Below are 18,995 nucleotides of genomic sequence, written 5' to 3'. Positions count from 1 at the left end.
GCAGTATGTCGCCGTTCCGAGGAGGAGCTGCACCGCCCGCAGATTGCCTGTGCGCCTGTAGATCAGGGTTTCCTTTGTTCGGCGAAGTGAATGCGTTCCAAACAGATGCGCATCGAGCCCTATACCCCTAAGCCAATCAGATAACAGCCGCGCGTATTGCCGAGTGGTCAGGCAGCGGTCAGGTCCTCACGTCATCGACTTTCAGCGCGACGACGTCACAGCCACGAAGTTTACTATCGATCGCAACGTTGAACCGCGCCAGGTCACGGTTCTGGCCTTCGACCTGAAGCTTCGTGCGGATTGACCAAACGTGCTTCGGCCGGAGTGGCGGCTTAGCGCCGACGATCTTTCCCTTATTCCACGGCATCTGCTTGGAGACGTTCGCAGTGGTGCTTGGGACATCTGTCATGATGACCTCCTTCGTTAATGAGGTTGGCCATTCTCAACCGGCAATCCTCTGATCTACGTCGGCTTTCAGCGGATTGGAGACGTACTTTGGTCTAGTTCCATCGATCGAAAGGACGAGAATGACCCTGAGCTGACCTTGGCTTCACGCCTCGAAGCGATAGAATTTGTTTGGCGTAGTTGACCTTGATTGTTTAGCGCCGAAGAGACAACCTTTCGTTCTCATTTGGGGGTGCAACGTGATAAGCAGCGTGGGTCGACGCGCCGTCATTCTCGGTAGTGGAGCATTGCTGCTGGCCGGGTGCGGTTCAGCAAGAGGGGCCGCGATGACCTCGGAGAGCGTGTCGGACAGCCCTGCAGATCTTCATGACGGTTGGCGTGTCGGAAATCCTGCACGACATGGGTTCGACCCGATGCCGCTGCATGATATGCGTCGGCGCGTGGCCGACGGTCGGCTCGACAACGTCCATGCCATCATCGTCGCGCGCGACGGTGTGCTCGTGTACGAGCAGTACGCTGCCGGGCGGGATCAGTATGGCCTTGAGCCGGCCAAGCACACAGTGTTCGACGCGGCGACGAGGCACAATGGCAACTCGATGACCAAAAGCGTGACCTCGCTTTTGGTCGGCATCGCCCTGCAGCGTGGATGGATCACAACTCTGGATATGCCGGTTCTGGACTTCTTTCCCGAATATGCCGATCTGCGCACGCCGGAGAAGAGCGCGATCACACTGTATCATCTGCTGACGATGTCGGACGGCCTTGACTGGTCCGAGTTCAAGCAGCCGTTCGACAGCTTTCCCAAGATGCGTGGCGCGAAGGATGCCTATCGCTACGTGCTGGAACAGCCGATCACTGCGCCGCCGGGGCGTACCTACAACTACAACAGCGGCGCGACCGAATTGATTGGTGCTGTCTTGCACAAGACGAGTGGCAAGTCGCTTGAGGTGCTGGCCAAGGACGAGTTGTTCGCGCCGCTGGGCATCGAGGATGTCGAATGGAATCGCCGATGGCCGGATGGCGAGCCGCAGGCGAGCGGTGCGATGCGGGCGCGCCCGCGCGACTGGGCGAAGCTTGGTCAATTGGTGCTGAACCGCGGTGTTTGGAATGACCGGCAGATCGTCCCTTCGGCCTGGATCGCCGACTCCATCAAGCCTCACAACAACGGACCGGGACTGTTCCTCTACGGTTATCATTGGTGGCTCGGGCGCTCGTTCTGCCGTGGACGAGTCGTCGAATGGGCCGGTGCGATGGGGTGGGGCGGTCAGCGTTTGATGATCGTTCCGGATCTGGACATGGTCGCGCTGGTCCATGCATGGCTGCCGAACCGAATGGACCTTCCGGAAACCATTTTGCTAAACGAGTTTATCCTGCCTGCGGCGATGCCCTCCTGATCGGCAGGGGCGGTGCAGTTTGCCGCAGCCTAACAGCACCTTATGTCGCTGACGATGTCCGGTTCTGTGCCCACCGCGGCTGCGCCCGCACGCGTCGATCCCGCAAGCGTGCGACGTCTCACGCGCATGCCATCGCGTTCGTGAGACCCTGACAAGGTTGAAGAACCGTTCGAAAGGTTGCGATCGCATGACGCCCCGGTTGGATGCGTACGGAGGCAGAAGCAGACATCCGCCAGCCGGCAATCTCCGATGAAACCGTCGAAAATGACCAGAATCCGACCTATCGGGTTCGTGCCGAACAGTTGAGGCCTCGCGCCTAACCCTTCACGGCGGGTACGGGCGGCACCGGCAGAATGATTTCGGAAGCGACCTTCCAGTCCTTCCCGACGCGAAGCCAATTGATGATCATAAGAAACGGCTTGGCTGTTCCATCCTGCCCCGCATAAGAGACCGTGATGTTCATCGGCACGTAGGACTCGGCGACGTCGCGCGTCAGGCCGACAACCTTGAGCTTCGAATAATCGGGCTCGAGCACGACCGGACCGGAGCTGCCGATATCATGCAGCTTCTGATCAATCGCCTCGTTGCCCCAATAACCGGCCCAGTTGCCCTCGGACTGGATCGCGCTCTTAGCCACCAATAAGGTCGAGGGCGATTGCCAGAACATCTCATGCAGAGCCTTGAAATCGTGCTTGTTGGCCAATTCCATCAGCCTGCCGAACTCCGACTTGATCGTACCAAGGGTCGTAGAATCGAGCGGCTCCTCCTTGACAGCGGAAGCAGCCCCGACAGTGCCCATGGACAGCGCCATGGCGGTGAGAGTGGTAAGAAGAGTCTTGTACATGCGGGAATTCGCTTCCAGGTCGGTGGCTATGGGTCTGGTTCACATCACAACGATGCCAGTCACTTTGCGCGATGGATATGAGACACTCACTCCCATCGGCCGAGCACGGCTTCAGGACGTTAACTTGTACATTCGCGTAGCAAAGTTGTGATTTTCGCATCGAGAGTTCGGGCGACGGCGAGGGCTTCCGAACTGCCGTAATGCAGCAGGTAACTCTCCATTTTGTCATAAGAGACGTGAACGCCATCGGGACGCTCATCAATGAGGACCGTGACTGGCGCGTAAGATCCAGCATCGGGCGCGTGCCTGACCATTTCTTTCATGATGAGCGGATTGCCGACCACAAGCCGTATGAGCTTAGGCGTCTTGGATCCAGTTTCGCGACGCAAGATGTCGCCCAAGTCGAACTCCGCGAAGAGCATAAGGTCGGTGCGGCCCACGCTGCTTTGTACAATGCGCTCTAGATCCGGGAAGGATTTTGCTGCCCTCGTCGCCCTAAAAAATTCGTCAATGTCAGGCTGACCGACCGCCGACTTGAGCGCAGCCACGACAGCGTCGAAAGGTTTTGAACTCGTGAGGCTGAAGCGCTCAACTTCGACTTTTTGGATTGTCATCTTATCTTCCGTCCCAACTCTCATGGTTGAAGTGGCTCGATCGCATCAGAACGCACCGGGGATCACGCAACCGAGGGCGGAGCGTCCAGGAAAGTCCGGACGTGGCTGACGAAGATCTCGTGGTGCTGAAACAGGGCGCCGTGCCCTGAATCGGGATAGAGGACCAGTTGAGCGTTGCTTAGTTCCCTAGACATCGCGTAGGCGTTGTTCGCGGGCAGCATGGTGTCGTGGCTGCCGCTGACCACCAGAGTGGGTTGGCGGATGGCGCGCAGAATGGCGTGATCGGGATCAGGTGTGGCGCACCAGGTGATCAGCGCCTTGGCCTGCGGGTCGGTTACCGCGCTGCCGTTATCGATGTCTCGATCGTTTTTACGAACCTGCGTCCGCTTCAGGAATGCCAGGCCGGACAACCGGCTGGCTGACGAATTCGTGAAGAAAAGCGGCAGGCGGGGGTCCGGCGCATCGGTTTGAGAGAACGCCTGCTGCAGAACCGCTAACAGGTGTTCCTCTCCGCCTTTCGGCGCGGTACCGACGAGTATGAGCTTGCGGACAAGCCGTTCGTGCTCGGCGGCGATCTGTTGGGCAACGCAGCCGCCGAGAGAAAAGCCCAGCAGGTCGACTTCAGAAACGCCGAGTAGGTTGATGAAGGCAACTGCATCTCTCGCCATCGCTGCGATATTGTCAGGCGTTTGGCCGGTCGAGCGACCGACCCCGGCGTTGTCGAATGCGATCACAGGGCGATTGGTGGCGAGAGCGTTGACGACGGCGGGATCCCACGCATCGATGTTGCCCGAGAAGTGCTGCAGGAGAACCAGCGGAGTTCCGGTCGCGGGGCCGAGACGGCGATAGGCGAAGCGGATTCCGTGGCCTTCGACGTAATGCGTCGGCGCCGTCTCAAGCGTGGCGACGTCTTCGTTCGCGATGGCGAGTTGAGTCATGTCATCCTCCGGATGCTTGGCATGAAATAGTCGAGTGGGGGAAATGCGTTCTGCATTCCTCTGAGCGAGCCGGTGCGCTCCCGGCGCGAAAGCGCCGGGAGCAGTACCGTCACTTCACGAGCGCTGCCTTTTCGATGACCTCAGCGACTTGCTTCGCATGGACGACGAGCGAGGCATGGCTGCCGGCGACTTCCGTTATCTGCGCCTTCATCCTCGCCGCGAACAACTTCTGGGCCTCGGGCGCGAGCAACCTGTCCTTGGTGCTGATCACATCGAATGTCGGCTTGTCGCGCCAGGCCGCAATGGTGACCGGTGCCTCGAACGCAACGTGATTTAACGGAAGTTGCGAGGCAGCCAGGTGCGCGGCGATCTCCGGGGGAAGATCAGCCGCGACCGCGGAAGGAAACACCTTCGGGTCGATGTAGAGGTTGCCCTTGTCGTCGGGATGAATAGCGTTGCCGCCTTCGGTCGGCGGGCCGGCTTTGGACAGCGACGCCAGAGACTCTCCGACGCTGGGCGCGAACGCGGAGACATAAACCAGCGCCGAAACCTTGGGATCGTCCCCTGCTTGCGTGATGACGATCCCGCCCCACGAATGGCCGACCAGAACGGTCCTGCCGTCCTGCTTCGCGAGCGCCTGCTTGGTGGCATCGACGTCCGCGGCGAGCGAAGTAAGCGGATTTTCCACGAGCGTGACGTTGTAGCCTTTCTTCGTGAGAATATCAGCAACGGGCTTCCAGCTCGTCTGGTCCACGAAAGCGCCGTGTACGAGTACGATGTTATGGGCTGCTCCCTTTGGCAGTTCGGTAGAATGGACGGAGCTGGCCATGGTCGTTCCGGCCAGAAGGACGGTGGCGGCTGAGAGGAGGAGATTTCGCATTGATAATTCCTATTGGCATGTCGGACGAACTCGGTCCGGGGGAATGGACAGGCGTTTCCAGCAAGGTCGCGGTTCTTCCATCTGCCATCGGCGAAATGGTTGCCGCTCGTAACGTCGGCCCGCCGCGACCTCAGCTATTCCGCGGCCCTTTCGGACGATAGGCATCAATCGTCCGGATGTTGTGTCCGATCGTCCGTCGGTCTAATCTCGGCGGCATGGACATCCTCGCCCAAGTGCTCGATCGCGTTCGTCTCGGTGGGACGCTGCTCTTTCACTTCGAGCTCGGCCATCCCTGGAATCTGGAGTTACCAGAGCGCCCCTACGCCCTGTTTCACTATCTCAGCCAGGGCTCGGCGACCCTCGCGCTCCGACAGGGACAGGAATTCAAGATGACCGAGGGCGATTTTGTCGTGATCACGCGCGGCGAGCCCCACGTGTTTTATTCGGATCGCAGGGCCAAGCCCTTGCGGATTACAGATCTCGATCGAGCGTCGTCGCGGTTTGGCGTCATTCGTCACGGCAGCCGCGCAAAGCCGCTCTCGACCATGATTTGCGGCAATTTCACGGTGTCCCGGCCGCTGTTTGGCAGCGTGCTGGAGTTACTTCCGCCCGTGCTCCTGCTGAAGCCGACCGCAGACGGTGGTTGGCTTGAAGCAATCCTGCGCCGCATGGTCACCGAGTCCGCGCTCGAGCGTCCTGGCCAACGCGTCGCGCTTTCACGATTAACGGAAGTGCTGTTTGTCGAGGTGCTCCGAAGCTGGATCGCGTCTCTCAATCCCGGACAAGGCGGCTGGCTCGGGGCCATATCTGACCCGCATATCGGACCGGCGCTCAAGCTGATTCATGAAAACCCGGAGCGGCCCTGGACCCTGAGCGACCTTGGCCAGCGCGTGGGGCTCGGCCGCTCGGTATTTTCGGCGCGCTTTACCAAGCTCGTCGGCCAATCCATGCACCGTTATGTGATCGAACGCCGGATGGCGGAAGCGGCGTTCCTGCTGGAAACCAGCGATGAGCCGATCGCACGAATTGCGAGCCGTGTCGGTTACGAGACAGCGGCGGCATTTTCGAAGCTGTTTCACCGGCATCACGGACTGTCGCCCGGCCGCTACCGAGCCTCTCGACGCGCCGACGGAGGCCATGCGCAATCTGACGCCGCGGAAGCGCAAGTATCCTATTGACCTCGAGCAAGCGCGCCGTCGCCATGTCTGCTATAGGAGCAAAGCGGACGTAGTCACCAGTCACACGATGCCGCCGGCTTTGCAGGCAAACTGCCTAGTTCTGGCCGCGCGAATCCCGGGGCCATCGTTGCAATCAAGCTCGGCCGAATTGCCAGCCGCGCGAGCCTACCAACCCACTCCCGCCCATCGCCGTCCAAACACCGTCGGCTTGGTCTTCACCGCCGACCAGCCGAAGAAATGATGCTTCCCCGACCAGGAGTGCACCACGCCGCTGCAGATGCTGCATTTGAACTGACCGGAATGCGGCTCGGCGTGCTCTTCCCTTGTCGCAGCGTAGTTCATGCCGCAACCGGGGCAGGTGAATTCTTCGATCGTCCAGATGCTGTTGGCCATTGCACCGCAAGTGTTTTTGGGACCTGGCGCAAGCGTAGGTGCGAGCCTTTGCATCGGCGTAAACCGACCCTCGGAAATCCGGTTAATCGTCGTTAGCCAAACCCGCTATTGTCGCGGAATTTGCAGGATTTCCCGATCTCCGCAGCGCTGGTCAGTCCAAATCGCGCCCCGGTCGGTCCAAGCGCCCCCTTCATCGGACAGGTAGATTTCACCCATCGCCCCGGTCGGGACGGGCGAAAGTCATTGGGGATGAGATCATGGGCAAGAAACTGATTTTGACGACTGCGCTGTTGTCGCTGGCAACACCGGTCTTTGCGGCTGACATCATCGAACCTGCGCCGGTGGTCAAGGCGCCGATCGCGTCGGCTCCGATCTTCACCTGGACAGGCTTCTATATCGGCGCCCATGGCGGCGGCGCCTGGAGCAAGTGGACCGGCATCGATCCGACCGATCCCGCAGCGACCTGGAGCTCGGTTTCGGCCAGCGGCGGCGTGGTCGGCGGCCAGATTGGCGGCAACTACCAGATCAGCAATTTCGTGGTGGGCCTCGAGGGCACCGGCGCCTGGTCCAGTATCACGCTCAATGCCGGCGGCCCGTTCGGCGGCGGTGCTGGCTTCAACCTTTCGCTCAAGAACGACTATATCGCCACTGTCGCTGGCCGTTTCGGCGTCGCCTTCGACCGCGTGCTGCTCTACGCCAAGGGCGGCGCTGCCTTTACCCGCGACAAGTACAGCGCCGATAACGGCCTGGCCGGCGCGCTCGCCGGTTCAGCCAACGGCAGCTTCAACCGCATCGGCTGGCTCGCCGGCGGCGGCGTCGAGTGGATGTTCATGCCGAACTGGTCGGTGCGGGCCGAGTACAACTATCTGGGCTTCGGCGCCCTCACCGAGCAGCCCGTGACGACGGGCAATCTGGTGGCCTCGCCCGCCAATGTGAAGCTGAACATCCAGACCGGCACGGTGGGCGTCAACTATCACTTCTGAGGGCTCGTTCGGGCACCTTCGTCACCGCAGCGTCATCTTGAAGCACAACGCGGCCGGTCCCCGACCGGCCGGAGGCGCACCCGGTCGTCTTGACGCCCGGCTCCTGGCTGGCAATAACCCTAGCCCGCGCAAGTGCCGGAACCCGGGTTGATGCCGCAAGGAAAGCCGTGCCTGTGAAAAGTCTGCGTCAGCTCCTGACGGGCGAGGACGTCATTCAGCTCGTGATCCGCCTCGGCCTGCTGGCGCTGCTGATCCTTTGGACGCTCTACATCATCAGGCCGTTCGTCCCGATCCTGGCCTGGAGCGGTGTGCTCGCGGTCGCGTTCTATCCGGCCTTCAGTTGGGTCGCCAAGATCCTCGGCGGCCGGCCCAAGACCGCGGCTGCGATCCTCACCCTGATCACGCTCGGCATCGTGCTCGGCCCGGCCACATGGCTCGGCGTGAGTGCCGTGGACGGGGGCAGGGAGCTGGCGCACCAGCTTAGCACCGGCGACCTCACGCTTCAGGCGGCGCCGGAGTCGATCAAGTCGTGGCCGGTGATCGGCCCGACGCTCTACGAGCTCTGGGACCAGGCCTATAACAACATCCGCGCCGTGCTGCGCGAGGTCGCGCCCTATCTCCAGCCGCTGGCGGGACCGCTCCTTGTGCTCGCGGGCGACGCCAGCCTCGGCACGCTCCAGTTCCTGGTCTCGGTGTTCGTGGCCGGCTTCCTGTTTCCGCACGGACCCCGGCTGGTTGCGGCCGGGCGCGCTTTCCTGTCCCGCATCGTGCCGGCGCAGAGCGAGCATTTTCTCGAGCTGGGCGGCGCCACCATCCGCGCCGTGGCGCAAGGCGTGATCGGCGTCGCCATCGTGCAGGCGCTGCTTGCCGGCATCGGCTTCAAGCTCGCAGCCGTGCCGAGCGCGGGCCTGCTCGCCTTCATCGTGCTGCTGCTGTCGATCGTGCAGATCGGCGCCTTCCTCGTGCTGCTGCCGGTGATCATCTGGATCTGGACCGCCAAGGACGTGACCACGGCGCTGGTGCTCACCGTCTTCCTCGTCATTGTCGGCTTCCTCGACACCATGCTGAAGCCGCTCGTGATGGGGCGCGGTCTCAACACGCCGACTATCGTGATCTTCGTCGGCGTGATCGGCGGCACGCTCGCCCACGGTATCGTCGGCCTGTTCATCGGGCCGATCATCCTGTCCGTGGCGTGGGAGGTGGCGGCGGCATGGATCCGGACCGAGGACCGAACCGCGGCTGCAAAGCCGAATGCGATGCCGCCAGCCGACGAGGCTCGCTAGCCGGGCAGCCCCAGCAGGTCGCCCGGACGTTTGCCGCACATTGCATGCGCGTGGACAACGATGGGAGCCGACGGGTATCCGGGGCGGTCGCCGAACTTGTCTAATGACATAGACAAGTTACGATAGCCCGATTCTTTTCTCGGTTTGCGACAGGTATGGCGAAGTCCTCCAAGTTGGTTGCCGCCAAGCGCGGCAAGGTTCTGTTGGTCAGGCGACGGGTGGACGGCCTGTGGATGTTTCCGGGCGGCCGCAAGCGCGCACGTGAGACTGAGAAGGACTGCCTGCGGCGCGAGATAAAGGAAGAGCTGCCCAAGCTGAAGCTCGGCCGGATCAGCCTCTGGAAGGAAGTGAAAGCCAAGAACAAGCGCTCGGGCCGCAAGATGAGCGACGCGATCTTCATCGCCAAGAGCGCCAAGGGCCGGCTCGCGATCGGCGACAAGAAGGAGATCGACCGCGCCGCCTGGCAGAAGCCGCGCGGGATCCGCCTGACCGCAACCTCGCGCTACATCCGCGATCGCCTGTTTCCAAGGAAGCCGCGGCGGCGGTGAGCTGCTCAGGGTGTGACAAATCGTCCGATCATTCCTCGCGAGATGTGTGAACCAGTTCACAGACTGACGCGGGGACGGCTGCTACAAAGACGTCATTGCCTTACCAATCCATTTTCCTTGAAACGCCCCAGTGCTTCCGCGCACTGGTTTTTTTCGCGTCGGGGCATGATACTTCTCGTTACCGGAAGATTTGTAAGATCGATGCGCGGCTATGTCGTCGCCTTGCTCGCGCTCATCCTCGCCAGCGCTCTTTGACGGGGTCGTCTGCTTCTGGGCCCCACAGCTGAACTAGAGCTTGCTATGCGCGTGCCTCGTCGATCTTTTCCTTAAGCGTCCGCGCGCCCACTTGGGAGGCTCCGTCCCGAAAAGGATCGCGGTCGCCCCGGCAAATGAACCCAAGCCAAAACCGCCGAGACCGAGCCCTACCAACAATCCAAATGCAGGAAAGCCATTCAACGCGCCCGACGACAGAGACAGAAGCATCGCCAGTGTGGGGATGTTCGAGCCGATGGTGACCCACCAGGCCAATATCGGTCTACCACGCGCAATCCGCCAGACCAGAAGCAGACCCGTCGGAAAGCCAATGACATTGCAGAGAACGATGTACTTCATCCTGGAATCTTTACTCGATCGCCTTTAGTGACAGTAAATTGCACCGGCTGCAGTCGCCGTATTTTGCTCCGTTTGCAAAACAGCTAAATGCATCGCCTCCAGGCCCATCGCTGTCCTCTGCCGCAAGCAACGGAGGTCAGCTCTCTGGCTGGAAACGGAACATGGACGGACCGCGCGGGAGGCCCGGTTGTGTGAAGGGTTTCGGATGCCGGCCGCATGATTGAGGGCGCGGCACATTCGGGCGGCCGGCGTCCGAAACCCTTCACAGAAGCCGACCTTGCGTCGATGCTGCCGGAGGCGCGGTGCGGGCTCGAAAATAAATTCGTAGAGCATGTCGTTTTGGCGGTCCGCCGTTCGACCGGGTGTCGGCGGGGCCACTTCGGTTGTGGCTGGAGCTCACAATGTGACTGGATCTTACGGAGGTTGGCAATGACGATCTCGCATCGATTTATCGAGACAAATGGCATTCGAATGCACCTGGCCGAAGCAGGGAGCGGCCCCACCGTGCTTCTCTGCCATGGCTTTCCGGAGTGCTGGTATTCGTGGCGGCACCAATTGGAAGCGCTCGCTGCCGCCGGATATCGCGCCATCGCGCCCGACATGCGTGGTTACGGGCAGACGGACAAACCTGATGCGATCGATCAATACACTCTATTGCATTTGACCGGAGACATGGTCGGATTGCTCGACGCGATCGGCACGGATCAAGCAGTCGTTGTCGGACATGATTGGGGAGCGCCGGTCGCTTGGCGCTGCGCTCTGTTCAGACCGGATCGATTTAGGGCCGTCGTTGGCTTGAGCGTGCCGTTTCAGGTGCGTGGTCCCAACCGACCAAGCACCGTCATGCCGAGGACCGACAAGCAGCGCTTCTATCAACTGTATTTCCAGACGCCGGGCGTTGCCGAGGCAGAACTCGAAAAAGACGTCCACAACGCAATCAAGACGACATTGTTCGCCCTATCTGGCGATGCGCCGGTTGAAGATCCTGCGTCGCTCACGATGCTTCCTAGTGAGGGGGGTGGCTTGATGGGAAGCCTACAACCCAATCATTGCCGACGTGGCTCACGGACAGTGATATCGAATTTTACGTTGAAGAGTTCAAGCGCACGGCTTTGGAGGAGGTTTGAATTGGTATCGCAACATTGATCGCAATTGGGAGTTGCTCGCACCATGGTCCGGCGCAAAGGTTCAGGTCCCGGCACTCTATGTCGTTGGCGATCGAGACGGGGTTTACAGATCGCCGAGTTGGAGCCATCTCGTCCCCAGCCTGAAACAGTTCGTGCCCTTGCTTCGCGAGACAATAGTCTTGAAAGGTTGCGGTCATTGGACTCAGCAAGAGCGCGCCAAAGACGTAAGCAATGCGCTCCTGGAATTCCTGAAACAGTTATAGATCGCGAACGGGGACTTGCGTAGACGCGGAAAGCAACGCAATGTCGCGTTTCGGCCCATCTGCGACCTCGGGAAATGTCCGCATTTCGGCCGCTGTTGGTGGGTAACCGGACATCAGTTGGCTGGCCATCCAACAAGTGCACACCGATGGACGCGGCGCTGCTCAGCCTTGCCGCCGCAGGAAGCCGGTGATCGTGACCTTCTCCCAGATGCCGGCCGCGGCGAACGGATCGGCGCGGTTGAAGGCCTCGACCTCGGCGCGGCCGGGGGCCTCGATCAGGAACAGGCTGCCGATCATGGTTGCGCCGTCGTCGGCGACCAGCGGCCCCGACATCACGATCTTGACGCCGAAGCGCGAGGTATCGCCGAGGAAGGCCTTGTGGGCGTCGTAATTGGCAAGCCGCGTCGGCAGTGCGCCGGTGCGGTCGATGGCATGGATGGCAAACAGCATGATGTCTCCGGGAGTTCTGCAGGGTCATATGGCATTTTGCATGACCTGAGTGCGCGCCTCGTCCTTCGAGACGACCGCTTCGCGGTCTCCTCAGGATGAGGCTAAGCGGCATCGGTGCTTGTCAAAACTGCGGCCGCACACTCGGTCCTCATCCTGAGGGCCCGCCAACGGCGGGCGTCTCGAAGGATGGCCACAGGGCAATCGCTATCCTATGCGATCGCCCTGGGGATTTTTGGAGGACGGCTGTCATCTCAGCCGTCCCAGTGCTTGATCAGAGCGGGCTGCAGTTACTTCGCGCCGAGCTTGCTGGCTTCCTCGAAGGTCGGGCAGGTGCGCTGCTCGAGCGGCTGGTCGAACGGTTGGTAATTGTCCTTGGTGATGACGGTCGGCTTCAGCACGATCTCATTGATGATCGGCTGATTGCGCAAGCTGCGGACCGCCATCATGGTGCCGAGGCAGCCCTGGAAAAATCCATTGTAGTCGCCGCTTGCGAGCAGCTTGCCGGACTTGATGGCGTCGATGGCCTCCTTGGTGCCGTTGATGCCGATCACCTGGGCCTTGCGGTTGGCGCCGTCGAGCGCCTCGATCGCACCGACCGCCATGGCATCGTTGGCGGCGAGCACGCCGTCGATCTGCGCATTGGACTGCATCAGGTTCTCCATGACCTGGAGCGCCTGGAGCCGCTGATAGTTGCCGGGCTGCGAGGCCAGGAGCTTGGCGCCCGGATTTTCCTTCAGCGCATCGTTAAAGCCGCGGACGCGATCGACATTGGTCAGCGAGCCCTTGACGCCCTCGATGATGACGATGTTGCCCTTGCCGCCGAGCGTCTTGAGCAGGAAGCGCGCGGTCTCGAGCCCGAGGCTGTAATCGTCGGCGCCGACGAAGGAGAGGAATTTTCCGCCGGCGGAGCGGTCGGTGATGTTGACGACCGGAATTTTGGCGTCGTTGATCTTCTCGACGCCCGGCACCATCGCCTTGTAGTCGACCGGTGTGAACACGATTGCGCTCGGCTTCTTCACCACGACGTCCTCGATCTGGCTGAGCTGCTCAGGGATCGAGTCCGGCTTGGTCGGGATGTATTGCAGCGTCTTGGCGTTCAGGGTCTTCGCCATGTTGTCGGCGCCGACCCGTACCGTCTGGAAGAACGGGTTGGTCTGGTTCTTGGTGAACACCGCGATGGTCTCGCCATCGGCGCGCGCCTGCGTCGTGAATGCGGCCGCCATCACAAGCGGCAGTACGAGATAGCCCAGTCTCTGCTTCATGTCGTCTCCATCCCCATTTTGGTTTGTTGGCTTGCCTAGAAACTCATTGACCGCGGCGGCGGGTCTTCATGTCGAGCCAGACCGCGAGAATGACGATGATGCCGGTGACGAGCGGTTGCCAGTTGGCACTGACCGCCAGCAGGTTCATCCCGTTCAGCACCAGCGTCAGGATCAGCGCGCCGATGAAGGTGCCGAACACGGTGCCGATGCCGCCGAACAGCGAGGTGCCGCCGATCAGCACGGCCGCAATCGCCGGCAGTGTCAGGCTTTCGCCGATATCGGCCTCGGCGGAATTCAGCCGGGACAGGAAGATGATCGAGGCGAGCCCCGCCATCGTGCCGGAGACGGCGTAGACGAGCAGCAGCCGCCGCGTGACCGGAATGCCGGAGAGGCGGGCGGCAACTGGATTGGCGCCGATCGCATAGATCTCCTGGCCCCAGATCGTGCGTTGGGCAAACAGCGTGCCGATGCCGAGGAACACCAGCAGCAGATAGACCGGGATCGGCAGCCCGAACAGATAGCCGCTGCCGATCTGGCGGAAGCCCGCGGGGAAACCGTGCAGCGTCTCGCCCGCCATGTACCAATAGGTCAGTCCGTTCAGCACCCAGAGCATGCCGTAAGTGGCGATGAAGGAGGGGATGCGCAGCGCCGTCACCATGATGCCGTTGAGGAGGCCGACGATGCCGCCGCAGGCAAGCCCGGTCAGGATGCCGAGCGCCGGTGAGCCGGTGGTGTGGATCACGGTCCCGGCGACGCACGCGGACAGCGCGACATTGGCGCCGACCGAGAGATCGAGGCCGGCAGTGAGCACCACCAGCGTCAGGCCCGAGGCGATGAAGAAGGTGAGGCTCGCCTGGCGCAGCACGTTGAGGATGTTGCCGAGGCTGAGGAAGGAGTCGTTCAGCACGGCCAGCACGGCGCAGATCAGCAGCACGGCAAGCAGCCGATAGAACAGCTGGATCGCGTCCTGGGAAAGGAACGAACGTGGCGGCGACAGGGACTCCTTGGCGATGTCGGTCATGCCCGGCTCCTGAGCCCGTCGAGGAAGAGAGCAACGATGACGAGTACGCCGACGCTTGCGACCTGGACCGAGGAGGGCAGCGAGATCAGGTTCAGCCCGTTGCGCAGCACGCCGACGGCGATGACGCCAAGGAGGGTGCCGAGCAGCCAGCCATTGCCGCGCTCGAACGAGGTGCCGCCGACCGCGACCGCCGCAATCGCATCGAATTCGAGGCCGAGGCCCGCGGTCGGATGCCCCGAGTTCATCCGGGCGGTCATCAGGAGGCCGGCGATGCCGGCCATGGTGCCACCGATCGCATAGACCGCGATCAGCAACTTGTTGGGCGAGAGGCCGGCATAGCGGAGCGCTTCGCGATTGCCGCCGAGCGCGAACACATAGCTGCCGAAGCGGGTGTGATAGAGCAGGCCGTGAAACGCCGCGTAGGTCACGAGCGCGATCACGATCGGCACGGGAATGCCGAGCAGGGTCGCCGAATAGATATCGCGGACGCCATGGGGAATCCCGACCACGCTCTGTCCGTCACTGACGATCAGCGACAGGCCCTGCGCCATGCCGAGGGTGCCGAGCGTGGCGACGAAGGGCGGGATGCCGAGGATCGCGACCAGCCAGCCATTGACGGTGCCGAAGGCCGCGCCGACCAGCACGCCGGCGCCCAGCCCCAGCAGCATCGATTGGGTCGCGAGCGAGACGATGGCGACGCAGAGCGATGTCAAGGTCAGCACCGCGCCCATCGAGAGATCAAGCCCCTCGGTCATGATGATCAGCGTCATCGGCAGCGCCAGCATGGACAGGATGGTCGACTGCACCAGCACGTTGGAGAGATTGGCAGGGGTGAGAAATCCGGGCGCGATCGCGCCGAACAGCACGATCAGGGCGCCGAGCACGATGGCGACGCCGGGAATGCGCTGCAGCGGATTGGGTTGTGAAACGACCGCGGCCTCACGCATGATGCATCCCCAATCGCACGATGTTCTCCTCGGTCAGCTCGTTGCGCGTCAGATGTCCGGCGACGCGGCCCTCGCGCATCACATAGGCGCGGTCGCAGACATGACAGATCTCGACCTGCTCGGAGGAGATCATCAGCGCCGCCGCGCCTTCGGCAACCAGCCGGTCGATCAGCGCAAAAATCTCGGACTTTGCGCCGACATCGATGCCGCGCGTCGGCTCGTCGAAAATGAAGAGCTTTGCACCGGCCGCCAGCCACTTGCCGATCACGACCTTCTGCTGGTTGCCGCCCGACAAAAGACCGACGGTCTGGCGCGCGCTTGGCGTCGCGATGCGGAGCTGCCGGATCAGGCCGTCAGCAGTGCGCTGGCCGCTGCGCGGATCGAACAGCCCGCTCGGGAATAGTTTTCGCAGCGCCGAGACCACGAGATTGTCGCCGACCGAACGCAGCAGCGCGAGCCCCTCGCTCTTGCGGCTCTCCGGGATCAGCGCGATGCCGCGGCGGGCGGCCACATCAGGCTCGCCGGAGATCGGCTTGCCGTCGAACACGATCTCGCCCGAGGCGACCGGATCGGCGCCGAAGATCGCGCGCGCCACCTCGCTGCGACCGGATCCGACCAGGCCGCAAAGGCCGACGATCTCGCCGCGGCGTACCTCGATGTTGATGTCCGAGATTCCGCTCGCCGCGGTCAGGCCCTTGACCGTAAGCAGCACCTCGCCGGGCTTGTCGGCAAAATTGCGCGGATAGGTCATGTCGACGGTGCGGCCGACCATCATGCGGACGAGCTGGTCGGGCGTGACGTCGGCCGGGCGCACGCCGTCGATGCGGCGACCGTCGCGCAGCACCGTGATGCGATCGCCGAGCGAAAACACCTCGGCCATGCGGTGCGAGATGTAGACAATGGAGACGCCATCGGCCTTCAGCCGCGCGATCAGCGCGAACAAGAGCTCGGTCTCGCGGTCGGACAGTGCGGCCGTCGGTTCGTCCATCACCAGGATGCGCGCATTCTGGCTGATGGCTTTCGCGATCTCGACCATCTGCTGCTGGGCGACGCCGAGCGTGTTGACGATGACGGAGGGATCGATGTCGAAGCCGATCGTGTCGAGCAGGCGCCTGGCGTCGGCCAGGATCCTGCGGCGGTCGATGGTGCCGGGAATGCGGCCCTTCGGCTCGCGGCCGAGGAAGATGTTCTGGGCGATGTCGAGATAGGGGACGAGCGAGAACTCCTGGAAGATCACGGCAATGCCGAGCTTTTGCGCGTCGGCCGTCGAGGCGATCGTGACCTTCTTGCCCTCAAAGAAGAACTCGCCGGCGTCGGCGCTGTAGGCGCCGCACAGCACCTTCATCAGGCTCGATTTGCCCGCGCCGTTCTCGCCGAGCAGCATATGCACTTCGCCGGCGTAGAGCGCAAAGGAGACGTCGTCGAGTGCCTTAACGCCCGGAAACGTCTTGCTGATGTCGCGCAGCTCGAGCAGCGGCGTCGCTGCGGCGTTGCCGGGAGCGTTCATGGTCGTGCTCCCGCAAAGATCTTGCCTGGGTTCATCAAGCCGTCGGGATCGAGTGCGGTCTTGATCGACCGCATCACGTCGACGGCTTCGCCGAGCTCGTCGGTGAGGTAGCCGATCTTGCCGAGCCCGATGCCGTGCTCGCCGGTGCAGGTGCCGTCCATGGCGATGGCGCGGGCGACCATGCGGGCCTGCAGCGCCTTGGCGCCGTCGATCTCGTCCGGCTTGGCCGGATCGACCAGGATCAGCATGTGGAAATTGCCGTCGCCGACATGGCCGACGATGGGCGCGGTGAAGCCGTGGTCGTCGGCGTCGCGGCGCGTCTCGGTCAGGCATTCGGCGAGCCGCGAGATTGGCACGCAGACATCGGTGATGACGGCGCGCGCGCCCGGTCGCAGGCCGAGGCCGGCATAGAGCGTGTTGTCGCGGGCATGCCAGAGCCGGCTGCGGTCCTCCGGCGCCTTGGCCCATTCAAAGCCGCGGCCGCCGTGCTCGGCGGCGATGGCCTGCGCTAGCTCGGCCTGCTCGGCGACGGCGCTCTCCGAGCCGTGGAATTCAAAGAACAGCGTCGGCGCCTCGCGATAGCCGAGCTTGGCGTAGGCGTTGATGCCGCGCATCATGACGTCGTCGAGCAGCTCGACGCGAGCGACGGGAATGGCGGCCTGGATGATGCCGATCGCGGTGTCGACGGCGTTGTGCAGGGCGTCGAAGCTGCACACCGCCGCTGAAATCGCCTGCGGCAGCGGATGCAGCTTCAGCGTGATCTCGGTGATGACGCCGAGCGTGCCTTCGGCGCCGACGAACAGCCGTGTCAGATCGTAGCCGGCCGCGGATTTGCGGGCGCGTCTGGCGGTGCGGATCACGCGACCGTCGGCCAGCACCACCTCCAGCGCCATGACGTTGTCCTTCATGGTGCCGTAGCGCACCGCCATGGTGCCGGAGGCGCGCGTGGAGGTCATGCCGCCAATCGAGGCATCCGCGCCGGGATCAATGGGAAAGAAGAGACCGGTGCCGCGCAACTCGGCATTGAGCTGCTTGCGGGTGATGCCGGGCTGAACCACGACATTCATGTCGCTGTCGTGCACCGTCAGCACCTTGTTCATGCGTGCGAAGTCGATGCAGACGCCGCCTTCCACCGAGGATGCGTTGCCCTCGAGCGAGGTGCCGGCACCGAACGGCACGATCGGCATGCCGGCGCCGGCGCAGAGCTTGACGATCTCGGCGACCTCTGCAGTCGTCTCGGGATAGACGACGATGTCGGGGGGCAGGGCGCGATAATAGGATTCGCTCTGGCCATGCTGGTCGAGCACGCCGCGCGCGATGGTCGCACGCGGACCGATCGCGCCTTGGAGGCGTTCAGTCAATGCGGCACTTGTGTCCCGCGGTCCCATTGTCTCTCCCTGTCGTCCGTTCTTGTCGCGGACTGTTGTCAGTCCGTCGAGTCGACGTTCGGCTTACGCCGCCTGCGGGTTGCCTGCGGCCCGCTTCAGGCCAAAATCATAGTTGAGGTGATAGTAGGCGGCATCCACCATGCGACCATCCGGCGCACGGCCGGCCGGGCAGTGCACGAAGTCGTGGATCAGGCTGTCCTTGACGCCGAACACCACATCGCTGTCGAGATATTTGTCGCCGGCGACGAAAACATGCGTCACGAGCTGCTCGAATCCCGGCGCCGAGATCATGAAGTGCACATGCGCCGGGCGCCAGGGATGGCGGCCCTGCGCCTCCAGCATCTCGCCGACCGGGCCGTCATGCGGGATCGGATAGGCCGCGGGCTTGATCGACCAGAAATGGAAACGGCCGTTGGCGTCGGTGTGGAAGCGGGCGCGCATCGCGAGATCGCCGATCTCGTCGAGCTGCTGCACGTCGTAATAGCCGTCATTGTCGGAATGCCAGACGTCGACCACGGCGCCTGGAAGCGGCTTTCCGTCGACGGTCGAGACCGAGCCGGTGACGATCATGGGATCGCCTTCCATGCTGCCCGAGATATCGTCGCCGTTCTGCTTCTCGGGTGCGGCCTGGACGAAGAACGGGCCGAGCACGGTGGTCTCGGTCGCGCCTTCCGGCACCGGGTGGTTGATCGCGTCGACCAGCATGGAGACGCCGAGCGTATCCGACAGCAGGATGAACTCCTGCCGCTTGTCGTCGCACATGTGGCCGGTGCGGGTCAGGAAGTCGATGCCGTAGTCCCATTCCTTCTGGGTCGGCCTGATTTCGCGCACGAAGGCGTGGAGGTGACGCACCAGGGCTTCGCTGACCTGCTTGATCCGCGGATCGGTTGCGCCCGCGATGCGCTCGAGCACGGCCTCGGTGATGTTGGTCTCGCTGAAATTACGCAAATTCTGCCTC

The 18,995-nt window shown here is 62.6% G+C and carries 20 protein-coding genes and 1 pseudogene; 6 read left to right on the top strand and 15 right to left on the bottom strand.

Annotation, left to right across the window (positions count from 1 at the left end):
* Positions 1 to 409: pseudogene (locus FXB38_RS03370) on the bottom strand (site-specific integrase); the annotation flags it as partial.
* A gap of 322 nt (positions 410 to 731) precedes the next feature.
* On the opposite strand from FXB38_RS03370, the gene FXB38_RS03365 reads away from it, so the two are divergent.
* On the top strand, positions 732 to 1,799 hold the full coding sequence (locus tag FXB38_RS03365; protein ID WP_148749350.1) for a serine hydrolase domain-containing protein: 1,068 nt from the start codon (positions 732 to 734) through the stop codon (positions 1,797 to 1,799).
* Between the two features lie 316 nt (positions 1,800 to 2,115).
* Here FXB38_RS03365 and FXB38_RS03360 read toward each other — a convergent pair whose 3' ends face one another.
* The 5 genes from FXB38_RS03360 to FXB38_RS44580 all read right to left on the bottom strand — a co-directional run bounded on the left by FXB38_RS03360 (position 2,116) and on the right by FXB38_RS44580 (position 5,365).
* Positions 2,116 to 2,643 (bottom strand): hypothetical protein, encoded by a 528-nt coding sequence (locus tag FXB38_RS03360; protein ID WP_148749349.1) that lies wholly within the window; start codon positions 2,641 to 2,643, stop codon positions 2,116 to 2,118.
* Between the two features lie 119 nt (positions 2,644 to 2,762).
* A complete protein-coding gene (locus FXB38_RS03355) occupies positions 2,763 to 3,257 on the bottom strand; it encodes a DUF302 domain-containing protein (protein WP_148749348.1) in 495 nt (164 codons plus the stop codon).
* Between the two features lie 62 nt (positions 3,258 to 3,319).
* Positions 3,320 to 4,195: an alpha/beta fold hydrolase gene (locus tag FXB38_RS03350; RefSeq protein ID WP_148749347.1), complete on the bottom strand. Its 876-nt coding sequence runs from the start codon at positions 4,193 to 4,195 to the stop codon at positions 3,320 to 3,322.
* 109 nt (positions 4,196 to 4,304) lie between these two features.
* Positions 4,305 to 5,075 (bottom strand): alpha/beta hydrolase, encoded by a 771-nt coding sequence (locus tag FXB38_RS03345; RefSeq protein ID WP_148749346.1) that lies wholly within the window; start codon positions 5,073 to 5,075, stop codon positions 4,305 to 4,307.
* Between the two features lie 164 nt (positions 5,076 to 5,239).
* Positions 5,240 to 5,365, bottom strand: coding sequence for a hypothetical protein (locus FXB38_RS44580; protein WP_283812710.1), 126 nt, complete (start codon positions 5,363 to 5,365; stop codon positions 5,240 to 5,242).
* Between FXB38_RS44580 and FXB38_RS03340 the strand changes: the two genes are divergently transcribed.
* A complete protein-coding gene (locus FXB38_RS03340) occupies positions 5,309 to 6,253 on the top strand; it encodes an AraC family transcriptional regulator (RefSeq protein WP_246229633.1) in 945 nt (314 codons plus the stop codon). The genes FXB38_RS44580 and FXB38_RS03340 overlap by 57 nt on opposite strands.
* A gap of 165 nt (positions 6,254 to 6,418) precedes the next feature.
* On the opposite strand, the gene FXB38_RS03335 is transcribed toward FXB38_RS03340, so the two are convergent.
* Positions 6,419 to 6,646 (bottom strand): hypothetical protein, encoded by a 228-nt coding sequence (locus FXB38_RS03335; protein ID WP_148749344.1) that lies wholly within the window; start codon positions 6,644 to 6,646, stop codon positions 6,419 to 6,421.
* A gap of 257 nt (positions 6,647 to 6,903) precedes the next feature.
* On the opposite strand from FXB38_RS03335, the gene FXB38_RS03330 reads away from it, so the two are divergent.
* From FXB38_RS03330 to FXB38_RS03320, 3 genes are all read left to right on the top strand, one after another.
* Positions 6,904 to 7,629: an outer membrane protein gene (locus FXB38_RS03330; protein ID WP_187434629.1), complete on the top strand. Its 726-nt coding sequence runs from the start codon at positions 6,904 to 6,906 to the stop codon at positions 7,627 to 7,629.
* A gap of 167 nt (positions 7,630 to 7,796) precedes the next feature.
* Entirely contained in the window at positions 7,797 to 8,912 is a 1,116-nt protein-coding gene (locus FXB38_RS03325; protein ID WP_148749343.1) for an AI-2E family transporter, read from the top strand.
* Between the two features lie 155 nt (positions 8,913 to 9,067).
* On the top strand, positions 9,068 to 9,460 hold the full coding sequence (locus FXB38_RS03320; protein ID WP_148749342.1) for an NUDIX hydrolase: 393 nt from the start codon (positions 9,068 to 9,070) through the stop codon (positions 9,458 to 9,460).
* A gap of 288 nt (positions 9,461 to 9,748) precedes the next feature.
* Here FXB38_RS03320 and FXB38_RS03315 read toward each other — a convergent pair whose 3' ends face one another.
* Positions 9,749 to 10,072: a hypothetical protein gene (locus tag FXB38_RS03315; RefSeq protein ID WP_148749341.1), complete on the bottom strand. Its 324-nt coding sequence runs from the start codon at positions 10,070 to 10,072 to the stop codon at positions 9,749 to 9,751.
* A 429-nt stretch (positions 10,073 to 10,501) separates the two neighbouring features.
* Here FXB38_RS03315 and FXB38_RS03310 point away from each other — a divergent pair, with 429 nt between their 5' ends.
* Positions 10,502 to 11,218, top strand: coding sequence for an alpha/beta fold hydrolase (locus FXB38_RS03310; protein WP_246229629.1), 717 nt, complete (start codon positions 10,502 to 10,504; stop codon positions 11,216 to 11,218).
* A gap of 406 nt (positions 11,219 to 11,624) precedes the next feature.
* Here FXB38_RS03310 and FXB38_RS03305 read toward each other — a convergent pair whose 3' ends face one another.
* From FXB38_RS03305 to FXB38_RS03275, 7 genes are all read right to left on the bottom strand, one after another.
* A complete protein-coding gene (locus tag FXB38_RS03305; protein ID WP_148749340.1) occupies positions 11,625 to 11,912 on the bottom strand; it encodes a YciI family protein in 288 nt (95 codons plus the stop codon).
* Between the two features lie 287 nt (positions 11,913 to 12,199).
* Entirely contained in the window at positions 12,200 to 13,174 is a 975-nt protein-coding gene (locus FXB38_RS03300; protein WP_148749339.1) for a sugar ABC transporter substrate-binding protein, read from the bottom strand.
* A gap of 43 nt (positions 13,175 to 13,217) precedes the next feature.
* Positions 13,218 to 14,195, bottom strand: coding sequence for an ABC transporter permease (locus FXB38_RS03295; RefSeq protein ID WP_148749338.1), 978 nt, complete (start codon positions 14,193 to 14,195; stop codon positions 13,218 to 13,220).
* On the bottom strand, positions 14,192 to 15,142 hold the full coding sequence (locus tag FXB38_RS03290) for an ABC transporter permease (protein WP_148749337.1): 951 nt from the start codon (positions 15,140 to 15,142) through the stop codon (positions 14,192 to 14,194). Before FXB38_RS03290 ends, FXB38_RS03295 begins: the two co-directional genes overlap by 4 nt.
* The gene (locus FXB38_RS03285; protein ID WP_148749336.1) at positions 15,135 to 16,649 is read right to left on the bottom strand and encodes a sugar ABC transporter ATP-binding protein; all 1,515 of its coding nucleotides are present in this window, start codon (positions 16,647 to 16,649) and stop codon (positions 15,135 to 15,137) included. The genes FXB38_RS03290 and FXB38_RS03285 overlap by 8 nt, the downstream gene beginning before the upstream one ends.
* Complete coding sequence (locus FXB38_RS03280; protein WP_148749335.1) at positions 16,646 to 18,037, bottom strand: FAD-linked oxidase C-terminal domain-containing protein; 1,392 nt, start codon at positions 18,035 to 18,037, stop codon at positions 16,646 to 16,648. The genes FXB38_RS03285 and FXB38_RS03280 overlap by 4 nt, the downstream gene beginning before the upstream one ends.
* A gap of 63 nt (positions 18,038 to 18,100) precedes the next feature.
* The gene (locus FXB38_RS03275; RefSeq protein ID WP_148749334.1) at positions 18,101 to 18,985 is read right to left on the bottom strand and encodes an intradiol ring-cleavage dioxygenase; all 885 of its coding nucleotides are present in this window, start codon (positions 18,983 to 18,985) and stop codon (positions 18,101 to 18,103) included.
* Positions 18,986 to 18,995 lie beyond the last annotated feature (10 nt).

It is taken from the genome of Bradyrhizobium cytisi (genome assembly GCF_008123515.1).
GTDB lineage: Bacteria > Pseudomonadota > Alphaproteobacteria > Rhizobiales > Xanthobacteraceae > Bradyrhizobium > Bradyrhizobium cytisi.
Note: the sequence above shows the minus strand (reverse complement) of the source record. Positions and strands in the feature narration are given on the sequence as shown.

Bases quoted from the DNA above. Each gene is read 5' to 3' on its own strand.
- FXB38_RS03365 (WP_148749350.1), top strand. From the start codon at position 732: ATGACCTCGGAGAGCGTGTCGGACAGCCCTGCAGATCTTCATGACGGT.
- FXB38_RS03360 (WP_148749349.1), bottom strand. From the start codon at position 2,643: ATGTACAAGACTCTTCTTACCACTCTCACCGCCATGGCGCTGTCCATG.
- FXB38_RS03355 (WP_148749348.1), bottom strand. From the start codon at position 3,257: ATGACAATCCAAAAAGTCGAAGTTGAGCGCTTCAGCCTCACGAGTTCA.
- FXB38_RS03350 (WP_148749347.1), bottom strand. From the start codon at position 4,195: ATGACTCAACTCGCCATCGCGAACGAAGACGTCGCCACGCTTGAGACG.
- FXB38_RS03345 (WP_148749346.1), bottom strand. From the start codon at position 5,075: ATGCGAAATCTCCTCCTCTCAGCCGCCACCGTCCTTCTGGCCGGAACG.
- FXB38_RS44580 (WP_283812710.1), bottom strand. From the start codon at position 5,365: ATGGCCGAGCTCGAAGTGAAAGAGCAGCGTCCCACCGAGACGAACGCG.
- FXB38_RS03335 (WP_148749344.1), bottom strand. From the start codon at position 6,646: ATGGCCAACAGCATCTGGACGATCGAAGAATTCACCTGCCCCGGTTGC.
- FXB38_RS03330 (WP_187434629.1), top strand. From the start codon at position 6,904: ATGGGCAAGAAACTGATTTTGACGACTGCGCTGTTGTCGCTGGCAACA.
- FXB38_RS03320 (WP_148749342.1), top strand. From the start codon at position 9,068: ATGGCGAAGTCCTCCAAGTTGGTTGCCGCCAAGCGCGGCAAGGTTCTG.
- FXB38_RS03315 (WP_148749341.1), bottom strand. From the start codon at position 10,072: ATGAAGTACATCGTTCTCTGCAATGTCATTGGCTTTCCGACGGGTCTG.
- FXB38_RS03310 (WP_246229629.1), top strand. From the start codon at position 10,502: ATGACGATCTCGCATCGATTTATCGAGACAAATGGCATTCGAATGCAC.
- FXB38_RS03305 (WP_148749340.1), bottom strand. From the start codon at position 11,912: ATGCTGTTTGCCATCCATGCCATCGACCGCACCGGCGCACTGCCGACG.
- FXB38_RS03300 (WP_148749339.1), bottom strand. From the start codon at position 13,174: ATGAAGCAGAGACTGGGCTATCTCGTACTGCCGCTTGTGATGGCGGCC.
- FXB38_RS03295 (WP_148749338.1), bottom strand. From the start codon at position 14,195: ATGACCGACATCGCCAAGGAGTCCCTGTCGCCGCCACGTTCGTTCCTT.
- FXB38_RS03290 (WP_148749337.1), bottom strand. From the start codon at position 15,142: ATGCGTGAGGCCGCGGTCGTTTCACAACCCAATCCGCTGCAGCGCATT.
- FXB38_RS03285 (WP_148749336.1), bottom strand. From the start codon at position 16,649: ATGAACGCTCCCGGCAACGCCGCAGCGACGCCGCTGCTCGAGCTGCGC.
- FXB38_RS03280 (WP_148749335.1), bottom strand. From the start codon at position 18,037: ATGGGACCGCGGGACACAAGTGCCGCATTGACTGAACGCCTCCAAGGC.